Annotated in this window: 10 protein-coding genes; 9 read left to right on the forward strand and 1 reads right to left on the reverse strand. The window is 66.0% G+C overall.

Features of this window, described 5'->3' with window-relative positions; all coding sequences use genetic code 11:
* Positions 1-162: 162 nt before the first annotated feature.
* From rimP to AC1ROT_RS12205, 9 genes are all read left to right on the forward strand, one after another.
* The gene (gene rimP / locus AC1ROT_RS12165) at positions 163-693 is read left to right on the forward strand and encodes a ribosome maturation factor RimP (protein WP_492973516.1); all 531 of its coding nucleotides are present in this window, start codon (positions 163-165) and stop codon (positions 691-693) included.
* A 29-nt stretch (positions 694-722) separates the two neighbouring features.
* On the forward strand, positions 723-2,249 hold the full coding sequence (nusA, locus tag AC1ROT_RS12170; protein WP_492973515.1) for a transcription termination factor NusA: 1,527 nt from the start codon (positions 723-725) through the stop codon (positions 2,247-2,249).
* Between the two features lie 35 nt (positions 2,250-2,284).
* Entirely contained in the window at positions 2,285-2,782 is a 498-nt protein-coding gene (locus AC1ROT_RS12175; RefSeq protein WP_492973514.1) for a DUF448 domain-containing protein, read from the forward strand.
* Between the two features lie 55 nt (positions 2,783-2,837).
* Positions 2,838-5,717 carry a translation initiation factor IF-2 gene (infB, locus tag AC1ROT_RS12180; RefSeq protein WP_492999273.1) on the forward strand — a complete coding sequence of 960 codons (2,880 nt, stop codon included), beginning with the start codon at positions 2,838-2,840 and terminating at the stop codon, positions 5,715-5,717.
* Between the two features lie 31 nt (positions 5,718-5,748).
* Entirely contained in the window at positions 5,749-6,189 is a 441-nt protein-coding gene (gene rbfA / locus AC1ROT_RS12185; protein ID WP_492999275.1) for a 30S ribosome-binding factor RbfA, read from the forward strand.
* A gap of 13 nt (positions 6,190-6,202) precedes the next feature.
* Positions 6,203-7,123, forward strand: coding sequence for a tRNA pseudouridine(55) synthase TruB (truB, locus tag AC1ROT_RS12190; RefSeq protein ID WP_492999277.1), 921 nt, complete (start codon positions 6,203-6,205; stop codon positions 7,121-7,123).
* A gap of 18 nt (positions 7,124-7,141) precedes the next feature.
* Positions 7,142-7,411, forward strand: coding sequence for a 30S ribosomal protein S15 (gene rpsO / locus AC1ROT_RS12195; protein WP_492973510.1), 270 nt, complete (start codon positions 7,142-7,144; stop codon positions 7,409-7,411).
* 280 nt (positions 7,412-7,691) lie between these two features.
* Positions 7,692-9,842, forward strand: a complete 2,151-nt coding sequence (pnp, locus tag AC1ROT_RS12200; protein WP_492973509.1) for a polyribonucleotide nucleotidyltransferase — start codon at positions 7,692-7,694, stop codon at positions 9,840-9,842.
* Positions 9,843-9,995: 153 nt separating this feature from the next.
* Positions 9,996-11,582: an alkaline phosphatase D family protein gene (locus AC1ROT_RS12205; RefSeq protein ID WP_492999279.1), complete on the forward strand. Its 1,587-nt coding sequence runs from the start codon at positions 9,996-9,998 to the stop codon at positions 11,580-11,582.
* 1 nt (position 11,583) lies between these two features.
* Here the strand turns inward: AC1ROT_RS12205 and AC1ROT_RS12210 are convergent, their stop codons facing one another.
* Positions 11,584-12,336 carry a substrate-binding periplasmic protein gene (locus AC1ROT_RS12210; protein WP_492999280.1) on the reverse strand — a complete coding sequence of 251 codons (753 nt, stop codon included), beginning with the start codon at positions 12,334-12,336 and terminating at the stop codon, positions 11,584-11,586.
* Positions 12,337-12,443 lie beyond the last annotated feature (107 nt).

Below are 12,443 nucleotides of genomic sequence, written 5' to 3' on the forward strand. Positions count from 1 at the left end.
CTCCGACATCGCTGGCCTGGTCCATGGTCGGATCGGGAAGGGACATGGGCCAGCCGGCCCATTTTTCGTTTCTACGGGTTTCTGCCGGCACTTGTCGGCCCCGACCGGCGATCAGACCTCGGCAGAAACAGACTTCGACGTTTTTAAGGACCCAGCGCACGCATGGACGCGGCGACCCGTATTGCAGACCTGATTGCACCCACGCTGACGGCGATGGGCTTCCAGCTGGTGCGTGTGCGCCTGCTCGGCAGCCAGCGCCCGGTGCTGCAGATCATGTTCGAGCGCGACACCGGCGGTGCCCCCCATGACGGCGGCATCACCGTGGATGACTGCGCCGAGGTGAGCCGGGCGGTCAGCGCCGTGCTGGATGTGGAAGACCCGATCAGCGATGCCTATCGCCTGGAAGTGTCCTCGCCCGGTCTCGACCGGCCGCTGACCAAGCCGGCCGATTACGAACGCTTCAAGGGCTTCGCCGCCAAGGTGGAGCTGGGCCGTCCGCTGGATGGCCGCAAGCGCTTCCAGGGCCGCATCGGCGGCCTGACCGGCGATACCGTGCTGCTGAAGGATGAGGAGAAGGGCGACGAAGCGCGTCTGCCGGTCTCCGACATCAGCAGCGCCAAACTGATTGTCACCGACGACCTGATCGCCGCTTCGCTGGCGGGTCGTCCGGTGATTGCCAACGACAGTCCGTGACTAGGTAACGAGTTCAAGGAACAGGAACGATGGAAACGGTGACCAGTTTCAACCGCATCGAGCTGCTGCAGGTGGCCGATGCTGTGGCCCGCGAGAAGGCGATCGAGCGCGATGTCGTGCTGATGGCGATGGAAGACGCAATCCAGAAGGCGGCGCGCTCGCGTTACGGCCTGGAGAACGACATTCACGCCGAGATCGACCGCAAGTCGGGCGAGATTCGCCTGGAGCGTCATCTGCAGGTGGTCGAGAAGATCGAGAACGATGCCATCGAGATCGGCATCATCGAGGCGCAGCGCCGCAATCCCGACGCCCAGGTGGGCGATGTGATTGCCGAGCCGCTGCCGCCGATCGATTTCGGCCGCATCGCCGCGCAGACCGCCAAGCAGGTGATCGTGCAGAAGGTGCGCGAAGCTGAGCGCGAGCGCCAGTACAACGAATACAAGGACCGCATCGGCGAGATCGTGAACGGTCTGGTCAAACGCGTGGAATACGGGAACGTCACCATCGATCTGGGCCGCGCCGAAGCGATCCTGCGTCGCGACGAGCTGCTGCCGCGCGAGACCTTCCGTCAGGGCGATCGCGCCCGCGCCTATATCTACGATGTGCGCCGCGAGCCGCGCGGCCCGCAGATTTTCCTCTCGCGCACCCATCCGCAGCTGATGGCCAAGCTGTTCGCCCAGGAAGTGCCGGAAGTCTATGACGGCATCATCGAGATCCGTGCTGTGGCGCGCGATCCGGGCAGCCGCGCCAAGATCGCCGTGCTCTCCAACGACACCTCGATCGATCCGGTCGGCGCCTGCGTCGGTATGCGCGGCAGCCGCGTGCAGGCCGTGGTGAACGAACTGCAGGGCGAGAAGATCGACATCATCAAGTGGTCGCCCGATCCGGCCACCTTCATCGTCAATGCGCTGGCCCCGGCCGAAGTGGCCAAGGTGGTGCTGGACGAGGAAGCCAATTCGGTGGAAGTGGTCGTGCCGACTGACCAGCTGTCGCTGGCGATTGGCCGCCGTGGCCAGAATGTGCGCCTGGCCTCGCAGCTGACCGGCTACGACATCGACATCCTCACCGAGGAAGAAGAGTCCGAGCGCCGCCAGAAGGAATTCCGCGAGCGCAGCCAGCTGTTCATCGACGCTCTGGATGTCGACGAGACCCTGGCCCAGTTGCTGGTCACCGAAGGCTTCACCAAGGTCGAGGAACTCGCCTATCTGCCGGTGGAAGAGCTGGCCGAGATCGAGGGCTTCGATGGCGATATCGCCGGCGAGCTGCATGAGCGCGCCTTCGAATATGTCGAGAAGCGCAACACCGAGCTGGAAGAGAAGCGCAAGGCGCTTGGCGTCAGCGACGAGGTTGCCGCAGTCGAGGGCCTGACCCCGCCGATGCTGGTGGCGCTGGGCGAGAAGGGCGTGAAGACGCTCGACGACCTCGGCGATCTGGCCGGCGACGAGCTGCAGGAAATCGTTGGCGAAGGCATGTCGAACGACGATGCCAATGCCATCATCATGGCGGCGCGCCAGCATTGGTTCGCCGGCGAGGAGAATGCGGACGGCCAGGCGTAAGCCTGCCGTCCGGAGTTGAAGGACGGTTTTCGACCATGCCGCAACGCCGTTGTCTGCTGACCGGCCTGCGCGCGGACGAAGACCGGTTGCTGCGTTTCGCCATCGATATGGCGGGCGTGGTAGTGCCGGATCCGGCACATCGGCTGGGCGGGCGCGGGCTGTGGCTTGCGCCGGCGGCGGATGCGGTGGCTCAGGCGGCGGCAAAGGGCCTGTTTGCCCGTGCCGCCAAACGCAAGCTGCAGGTGCCGGCCGATCTGCCGGCACGCAGCCTGGAGGCCTGGATGGCGCATGGCGCTGCCCAGGTAATGAAGGCCCGGCGTGCCGGGCTGGTGGTGGCCGATGCGGCCGCAGAGGGGGACAGGGTGTCCGCCGATGCGACCGGCCTCGGCTTCGGGCGGCTGGCGCTGATGCGCACGCCGCTCGGGTTGCGCGCGGCGGCCGATCTGGCGCTGCTCGTCCGGCTGGGTGTGGCATCCGATGCTGCACCAAACCGTGGGCGGGGGCTGGCAGGCGGGCGGCAGCGCCATAAGTAAGGGCATCGCAAGATGCGGAATGTTTGATTTTTTGCGGTAGGCGGAAGCGGACTGTATGAGCGACGTGAACGAGCAGGACAAGGACAAGGCGCGGCCCAAGCGGCTGGAACTGAAGAAGACGGTGGAGACCGGACAGGTCCGCCAGAGCTTCAGTCACGGCCGCACCAAGGCGGTGACGGTGGAAGTGCGCAAGAAGCGCACCATCGTGCCGCCGGGTGCTGCCGCGGCCGGCAAGGCCGATGCCGCTGCGCCCGCCGCGACGCCTGCTACCGCGCCCGCCGCATCTGCCGCACCGAAGGCCGCCGCGCCCAGCGTCAGCGTGCCGTCGCTGGCCGAGAAATTCGCCGAGCATGACGCCGCCAAGGCGGTCAAGGCCGCCGAGGAAGCCGCAGCCGTTGCAGCAACGCGCGCTGCCGCCGAGCCGGCCCCGGCTGCCGCACCCGCCCCGCCGCGTGCTGCCGCTCCGGCCGGCACTGCGACGCCGGCGCCGACCGCCCGTATCGTCGAGCAGCAGCCGCGCAGCGGCCCGCGCATGACGGCACAGCCGACCGGCGATGTCCGCCCCGGCACCCGCACCGAGCGGCCCGATCGCAATGCGCCGCCGCGGCCGACCCGCACCTCCGGCATGGTGCTCAAGCCCCTGTCGGACGAAGAGAAGCAGAATCGCGCGCGCAACGACGACCTGCGCAGCCGCTTCACCGAGATGCGTCGCGTGGCCGAAGAGGACATGCGTCGCCGGATGGACGACCAGTCCAAGATTCATGCCGAACGCGAAGCGGCCCTGCGCCGCCAGGCCGACGAGGATGCGCGCAAGCGTGCCGAGGAAGAAGCCCGCAAGAAGGCCGAAGCCGAAGCTGCCCGCCGTCTGGCCACGCCTGAGACTCCCGGCACCGAGGCCGCGCCTGGCGCGGTCGCACCGACCGGCGTTCGCCCGGCGGCCATGGAGGATGACGACGAGGGCGGCGCCAAGCGCCGCAGCGGCCCCGGCGGCGCCAAGATCGTCCCGGCCAAGCCCGCGCCGCGTCCCGGCCGCGATGGCGCCGAGCGCCGCACCGGCAAGCTGAGTGTCACCAAGGCGTTGGACGACAACGAGCGCGTGCGCTCGGTTGCGTCCTTCCGTCGTCGTATTGAACGCGAGAAACGGGCCCACAATCAGGGTTCCGCGGAGCAGCTCAAGATTTTGCGTGACGTCGTCATTCCTGAAACGATTACGGTGCAGGAGCTGGCCAACCGTATGGCCGAGCGTGGTGTCGACGTCGTCAAGGCGCTGATGAAGATGGGCGTCATGGCGACCATCAACCAGACCATCGACGCTGATACCGCCGAACTGATCGTCAGTGAATTCGGCCATCGCGTGCAGCGTGTGGCGGAATCGGATATCGAACTGGGTCTCGGCGGCGAGAAGGACGAGGATGCGGTGATGCTGCCGCGTTCGCCGGTCGTCACCGTCATGGGCCATGTCGATCACGGCAAGACCTCACTGCTCGATGCGCTGCGCCAGACCGATGTGGTCAGCGGCGAAGCCGGCGGCATCACCCAGCATATCGGCGCCTACCAGGTGCATATGAAGTCGGGCAAGGCGATCACCTTCCTCGATACGCCTGGCCATGAAGCCTTCACGCAGATGCGCGCCCGCGGCGCCAAGGTCACCGACATCGTCGTGCTGGTGGTTGCCGCCGACGACAGCGTGATGCCGCAGACCGTGGAAGCCATTCACCATGCGCGGGCGGCCGGCGTGCCGATCGTCATCGCGATCAACAAATGCGACAAGCCGGCGGCCAATCCGCAGAAGGTGCGGCAGGAACTGCTGCAGCACGAAATCGTGGTCGAGCAGATGGGCGGCGAAGTGCAGTCCATCGAAGTGTCGGCCAAGACCAAGATGGGCCTCGACACGCTGGAAGAAGCCATCCTGCTGCAGGCTGAAATCCTCGATCTCAAGGCCAATCCGGACCGCCGCGCCGAAGGCGTGGTGGTGGAAGCCAAACTGGAGCGCGGCCGCGGTTCAGTCGCCACCGTGCTGGTCGCCCGTGGCACGCTGCATGTCGGCGATGTCTTCGTCGCCGGCAGCGCTTGGGGCCGCGTGCGCGCCCTGATCGACGATCACGGCAAGAATGTCGTCTCGGCCGGCCCGGCCGTGCCGGTCGAAGTGCTGGGCCTGCAGGGCAATCCGGAAGCCGGCGACGAGTTCGTCGTCGTCGAGAACGAAGCCCGGGCCCGTGAAGTCGCCGAGTTCCGCGAGCGCAAGCAGCGCGAAGCCCGCTCCGCCATTTCGGCGCGCGGTTCGCTCGAGCAGATGTTCTCCAAGATCCAGGCCGGCGAAGCCAAGGAACTGCCGATCGTCATCAAGACCGACGTGCAGGGCTCGCTGGAAGCGATCCAGGCCGCCGTCAACAAACTGGGCACCGAGGAAGTGGTTGTCCGCTTCCTGCACGGCGCCATCGGCGGCATCAACGAGTCCGACGTTTCGCTGGCGGCGGCCTCGAAGGGCGCCATCATCGGCTTCAACGTGCGTGCCTCCAAGCAGGCGCGCGAACTGGCTGAGCGCGATGGCGTCGATATCCGCTACTACTCGATCATCTACAACCTGATCGACGACCTGAAGGCCCTGCTCTCGGGCATGCTCGCCCCCACCATCCGCGAGCGTTTCCTGGGCTATGCCGAAATCCGCGAGGTGTTCAACATCACCAAGATCGGCAAGGTCGCGGGCTGCATGGTCACCGAAGGCCTGGTCAAGCGCGGCGCCAAGGTCCGCCTGCTGCGCGACAACGTGGTTATCCACGAAGGCGCGCTCTCGACGCTCAAGCGCTTCAAGGACGATGCGCGCGAGGTAAAGCAGGGTATGGATTGCGGCATGTCGTTCGAGAATTACAACGACCTCCAGGTCGGCGACATGATCGAGTGTTTCGAACTCGAGAGCGTGGCGCGCGAGCTGTAAGTCGCGCGTCCGCTTCCAGGGAGCAACCGGTATGGCGCAGCGCAAAGGCGGCGGCAAAAGCCGCGCACGCAGCAGCGAAGACTCGGGCGCCGGCCGCAGCCAGCGACAGCTGCGTGTGGGCGAAGAATTGCGGCATATCCTGTCGGAGGTGCTGCGCAACGGCCATTTCCGCGATCCCGATCTGGCCGATCTCGTCGTCACCGTCACCGAAGTGCGCATCAGCCCCGACCTGAAGGCGGCGACGGCTTTCGTCATGCCGCTGGGTGGCAGCGATGCGCCCAAGATCATCGCCGGGCTGAACCGCGCCAGCGCCTATATCCGCACCGAGGCCGTGAAGCAGATCAATCTGCGCGTCGCGCCGCAATTCTCCTTCAAGCTCGACCACAGCTTCGACGAGGCCGCCCGCGTCACCCGCCTGTTGCAGCAGCCGGCCGTGAAGGCTGACCTGGCCAAAGAGCCGGACAACGAATGAAAAGGCTAGTCCTTTGAAGAAGAGGGGCCGCCCGGTCCATGGCTGGGTGATCGTCGACAAGCCCCTCGGGCTCACCTCGACGCAGTGTCTGGCAAAAGTCCGCCGCCTTACCGATGCTGCCAAGGCCGGCCATGGCGGCACGCTCGATCCGCTGGCCAGCGGCGTGCTGCCGATCGCTTTGGGCGAAGCCACCAAAACCGTGAACTGGGTGATGGGGGCAGGCAAGACCTACCGCTTCACCGTCCGCTGGGGCGAGGCCACCGCCACCGACGATACCGAGGGCGCCGTCACCGAACGCTCCGATATCCGGCCCGACCGCGCGGCCATCTTAGGCATGCTGCCCAGCTTCACCGGCGAGATCCTGCAGCGCCCGCCGGCCTATTCCGCCATCAAGGTCGACGGCCAGCGCAGCTACGACCTAGCCCGCGCCCAGACCAGGGCAGGGGGCGAGCTGCCGGAGTTGGCGGCCCGGCCGATCCGCATTGATGCGTTGCGCCTAGTCGACTGTCCGGATCCGGACCATGCCGTGTTCGAGGTCGATTGCGGCAAGGGGGCCTATGTACGGGCGCTGGGGCGGGATTTTGCTTTATATTTAGGGACTTACGGCCATATCACGGCCCTGCGGCGCACCCGGGTCGGGCGCTATGTGGAAACGGCGGCCTTTTCGCTGGATTCACTGGAGGAACTGTGCCAAAAGGACGCCGCGCACGCGTACCTGCTGCCGATCGAAACCGCGCTGGACGACATCCCGGCCCTGGTTCTGACCGGCCCGCAGGCCGACCGTTTAAGACACGGTCAGCCGATCAAGGTCGCGCTCACGGCCCCCGGACTCCCGCCGGAAGGCGAACTTCTGGCCATGGCAGACGGCAAACCCGTCGGCCTCGCCGAACGTCTCGCCGACGAGGTTCGCCCGTTGCGCTTGTTCAACCTTTGATGTCGCGGAGTTAAGACCATGACGATTACCCCCGAGCGCAAAGTCGCTGTTGTTTCGGAATTCGCCACCAAGAAGGGCGACACCGGTTCGCCGGACGTCCAGGTGGCCCTGCTCACCGAGCGCATCAACAACCTCTCTGAGCATTTCAAGACCCACAAGAAGGACGTGCATTCGCGCCGCGGCCTGCTGATGATGGTGAGCAAGCGTCGCAGCCTGCTCGACTACCTGAAGCGCACGGATACGCCGCGCTATGACGCGCTGATCCAGCGTCTGGGTCTCCGCAAGTAACGATTATGGCCGCTGCCGCGAAGCGAATCGCCAGCAGCCGTATTCCGGATACGATGAACCACGCCCGCTCCCGGACCGCCGGGGCGGGCGTCTTCATTTCATCGTAGGCCGGAGAGTGGTCGGCGCCATCGGGATGGACTCGATGCGCCGGTTTGCCGTGTGCGACTGATCTGAAGTCAGTTGTGCCGGCCGGGCGGGAGGCGATGGGCGCCGTCCCGCCAGGTGCCTAGGTCAGGGACAGTCCGAAGGACCTAAGGGCGCCGAGGAAGGAAGAAAACTCATGTTCAATATCCACAAGACCGAACTGATGTGGGGCGGCCGCAAGCTCACCATCGAAACCGGCAAGATCGCCCGTCAGGCCGATGGCGCCGTGATGGTCACCTATGGCGACACCATCGTGCTCTGCACCGCCGTTGCCGCGAAGTCCCCCAAGCCGGGCGTCGACTTCTTCCCGCTGACCGTGAACTACCAGGAAAAGACCTTTGCCGCCGGCAAGATCCCGGGCGGCTTCTTCAAGCGTGAAGGCCGTCCGACCGAGAAGGAGACGCTGACCTCGCGTCTGATCGATCGCCCGATCCGTCCGCTGTTCGCCGATGGCTTCCGCAATGAGACGCAGGTGGTTGCCACCGTGCTGTCGCACGATCTGGAAAATGATCCGGACATCGTCGCCCTGGTCGGCGCCTCGGCCGCGCTCACCATCTCGGGCATTCCCTTCATGGGCCCGATCGGTGCCGCCCGCGTCGCCTATATCAACGGCGAATACGTGCTGAACCCGACCAAGACCCAGCTCGGCGAAGCCGGCAACAAGCTCGACCTGGTCGTCGCCGGCACCGCCGACGCCGTGCTGATGGTCGAATCGGAAGCCCAGCAGCTGCCGGAAGACGTGATGCTCGGCGCCGTGATGTTCGGCCACAAGAACTTCCAGCCGGTGATCGAAGCCATCATCGGCCTGGCCGAACGCGCTGCCAAGGATGCGATGCCGCTGTCGGCCCGCACCGGCTACGAGACCGCCTTCAAGAAGCTGCAGGATTCGGGCATCGAAGCCGAACTGCGCGTCGCCTATGAAGAAAAGGTCAAGCAGGCCCGCTACGCCAAGGTCGGCGAAGTGAAGGCCAAGGCCAAGGCGCTGTTCGCCGATGGCGAAGCCAACCCGGTCGACGTTTCCGATGCCTTCAAGCATCTGGAAGCCCAGGTCGTGCGCTTCAACATCCTCGACACCGGCCTGCGCATCGACGGCCGTGACACCAAGACCGTGCGCCCGATCGTGTCGGAAGTCGGCGTGCTGCCGCGCGCCCATGGCGCCGCCCTGTTCACCCGTGGCGAAACCCAGGCGCTGGTGGTCACCACGCTGGGCACCGGCACGGATGAGCAGATCATCGATGCGCTGGACGGCGAATACCGCGAAGCCTTCATGCTGCACTACAACTTCCCTCCCTACTCGGTCGGTGAAGCCGGTCGCATGGGTTCGCCGGGCCGCCGTGAAATCGGCCATGGCAAGCTGGCCTGGCGTGCGGTTCGCCCGCTGCTGCCGGCGAAGGAAGCCTTCCCCTATACCATCCGCGTTGTCTCGGAGATCACCGAGTCGAACGGTTCCTCCTCGATGGCCACCGTCTGCGGCACCTCGCTGGCGCTGATGGATGCCGGCGTGCCGCTGACCGCTCCGGTCGCCGGCATTGCCATGGGCCTGATCCTGGAAGGCACCCGCTTTGCCGTGCTGTCCGACATCCTGGGCGATGAAGATCACCTGGGCGACATGGACTTCAAGGTGGCCGGTACCGAAGAGGGCGTCACTGCCCTGCAGATGGACATCAAGATCGCCGGCATCACCGAAGAGATCATGAAGGTGGCGCTGGAGCAGGCCAAGGCCGGCCGCGTGCATATCCTCGGCGAAATGGCCAAGGCGATGTCGCAGAACCGCAGCGGCGTGAAGGAAAACGCCCCGCGCATCACCACGATGAGCGTGCCGAAGGACAAGATCCGTGAAGTGATCGGGTCGGGCGGCAAGGTGATCCGCGAGATCGTCGAGAAGACCGGCACCAAGATCGACATCGAGGACGATGGCACGATCAAGATCGCGTCGAGCGATCCGGCCGCCGCCGATGCCGCCGTGCAGTGGATCAAGTCGATCGTCTCGGAACCCGAGGTCGGCATGATCTACAAGGGCAAGGTGGTCAAGCTGGTCGACTTCGGCGCCTTCATCAACTTCTTCGGCAGCCGCGACGGCCTCGTGCATGTTTCGGAAATGGCGCCCAAGCGCGTCAATAAGCCGAGCGACGTGGTGTCGGAAGGCCAGGAAGTGCGCGTCAAGGTGCTCGGCATCGACGAGCGCGGCAAGGTGCGCCTGTCCATGAAAGTGGTCGACCAGGCCACCGGCGAGGACCTGACGAACAAGCCGCGCGGCGATGACGCCGAGGCCGCCCAGGCTGACTAAGTCTGAACGGCATATCGATACGGAGAAGGCCGGGAGAAATCCCGGCCTTTTCTTTTTGCTCGGGGCTGGCATAGGCTGCCATTCATGTCTCAGCCGATGCCGACCCGTCGTTCCCTGCTCGCAGTAGCCACTGGCGGTGCGTTGGCGGCTTGTGTGCCTGGTCCGGCAGATCGGCGTGGCGCGTTCAGCCACGGCATCGCCAGCGGCGATCCGCTGGCCGACCGGGTTATTCTGTGGACACGGTATCTGCCCGCCGATGCGGCGCCGGAGACCATCGTCACCTGGCAGGTGGCGCGCGATGCTGCCTTCGGCACCATCCTGTGTCAGGGCGTGGCGCAGGCTCGTGCTACTGCCGATTACATCGTCAAGGTGGACGTGGACGGGTTGGAGCCCGGCCAGTCCTATTTCTACCGCTTCCTCGCGGGTGACCAGGCCTCGTCCGTGGGTCGCACCCGCACGCTGCCGGTCGGCAGTGTGGCGCAGTACACGTTGGCAGTCTTCTCCTGCGCCAATATCGGCTTCGGCTACTTCAATGCCTACCGGCATGCCGCCGAGCGCGAGGACATCGACCTCGTCGTCCATCTCGGCGACTACATCTACGAATACGGATTGGGGCGCTATCCGGCCGCACGGCTGCGGGTCGGCGGCCGCGACATGCAGCCGGCGTCCGAGTTGGTGGCGCTGCAGGACTATCGGCAACGCTATGCTAGCTACCGCGCCGATCCCGACCTGCAGCAACTCCATGCCCGGCATCCGATGGTCGCCATCTGGGACGATCACGAAACCGCCGACAATGCCTGGTCGGAGGGCGCCAGCAACCATGCCGCCAGCCAGGGTGACTGGGCGCTGCGTCGCAAGGCGGCACTGCAGGCCTATTATGAATGGTTGCCGATCCGTGGCGATCCGGCCGCCGTCGCGGGCTACCGCAGTTTCCCGATCGGCACCCTGGCCGACCTGATCATCCTCGACACGCGGTTGGCCGGCCGCAGCCGCCAGCTCGGTCTGCCTGCTGCGCTGCGCGACGCGTCTGCTGACACGGTGCCGCCTGCGGCTCTACAGCCGTTCCTCACGGCGCTGCATGACGGGCGGCGCAGCCTATTGGGCCTGACGCAGGAAACCTGGTTGCAGCACCAGCTCGCAGAATCCACGCGGCGCGGCGCGCGCTGGCAGATCGTCGGACAGCAGGTCCTTGTTGGCGCAGTGACCACGCCGGCCGTCTTCGCGGACCTGACGCCGCCGGGCGATAGTCGCCACGCCGCTCGCCGCCTGCGCGCCCGTCTCAACACGCTGGGTGTGCCCTCCAGCTTGGACAGCTGGACCGGATATCCGGCGGCGCGCCAGCGCCTGCTGGCGGCGGCGCAGACCGCTGGCGACAATGTGATCTTCCTGGCCGGCGACAGTCATAACGCCTGGGCTTTCGCCATGCCTGATGCCGCGGGTGGTATCGCTGCCGTCGAATTCGCCGCGCCCAGCGTCACTTCGCCGGGCGCCGAGGCTGGCCTGTTGTCTGAGAATATGGTGCCGCTCGCGCAGGCGATGCGTGAGGCCAGCCCCGGCATGCTCTGGTGCGACCTGCAGCATCGCGGCTATCTCGCGGTGACGCTGACGCCTGCGGCGGCGACAGCGCGCTGGCTGTTGCTGCGCGACATCCGGCAGCGCGACCTGTCGCTTGCCGGCATGCCAGGCTTGCGCGTGGCCAGTCAGGCCGGTCCCGGTCTTGGCGCGGTGCAGCCGGTGTAACCTAGAAACCCGTCTCGAGCTTGCGCAGCGGCTGGATGATACGCTCGTAGCGGCCGTCGCGCCGCATCGCCTGATAGGCCGTGCGCAAACGGACCGCCGTGTCGGGTTCGATATTCTTCGATGCGGCGATCCAGAAGGGCATGGTGGCGAAGGTGTCGCCACTCTGCAGGTCGGCCGGCGTGAAGCCCAGTTCCAGCCAGGTTGCCCGTCCCACTGCCTTCAGTCCGAACCAGGCGCCGATGCGGCCGGCCTGCAGCAGACGGGCATTGTCGGTCTCGCTGTTGGTCGCCTCGATCTCGATCAGGCCATAGGACTGCAGGATCGCCTGCAGTTCGGATCCGCGCATGACATTGACGCGGCCGACCTGGCCCAGCGTATCCAGGCGATCGATCTGCGGGTTGCCGCGCCGGGTGAAAAAGACGGCACGGTCGGCAAAGACCTCGCCGATCCAGACGAAACGATTTTCACGCTGCGGTGTGCGCAGCAGGGCCGGATAAAGGGTGTCACCCTGGTCGAGTTCCAGCAGCGCGCGTTGGAAGGGCAGGATGCGCACGCCCGCGTCGGCGGCGTCTAGGCGGGCGGCTTTCGCCAGTTCAAGCAACAGCACGACAGCAGGGCCGCCGGCGCGGCCCTCGGTGTCGGTCATGTAGGGCGGCCGGGCTGCGCCGATGATCTGTAGCGGCTGGGCTGCCGCAGCCATGCCAGCGCAAGCCCAGGTGAGAGCAAAGCCCAGAATGGCAATGGCCGGATGCAAACGGTTCCCTCCTGATTCTGGGTCACCTTATGGCGTGCCCTGAAAGGGGGGAAGTGAAGAACCGGATATGTTCGTCGATTTTACCGCCAATCCCGGCGTTTTTTTGG

The organism is Ferrovibrio sp. GW821-FHT12E11 (genome assembly GCF_058806975.1).

Excerpts from the sequence above, each read along its gene's own strand:
- rpsO (WP_492973510.1), top strand. The coding sequence starts at position 7,142 with ATGACGATTACCCCCGAGCGCAAAGTCGCTGTTGTTTCGGAATTCGCC.
- nusA (WP_492973515.1), top strand. The coding sequence starts at position 723 with ATGGAAACGGTGACCAGTTTCAACCGCATCGAGCTGCTGCAGGTGGCC.
- rbfA (WP_492999275.1), top strand. The coding sequence starts at position 5,749 with ATGGCGCAGCGCAAAGGCGGCGGCAAAAGCCGCGCACGCAGCAGCGAA.
- infB (WP_492999273.1), top strand. The coding sequence starts at position 2,838 with ATGAGCGACGTGAACGAGCAGGACAAGGACAAGGCGCGGCCCAAGCGG.
- rimP (WP_492973516.1), top strand. The coding sequence starts at position 163 with ATGGACGCGGCGACCCGTATTGCAGACCTGATTGCACCCACGCTGACG.
- pnp (WP_492973509.1), top strand. The coding sequence starts at position 7,692 with ATGTTCAATATCCACAAGACCGAACTGATGTGGGGCGGCCGCAAGCTC.
- AC1ROT_RS12175 (WP_492973514.1), top strand. The coding sequence starts at position 2,285 with ATGCCGCAACGCCGTTGTCTGCTGACCGGCCTGCGCGCGGACGAAGAC.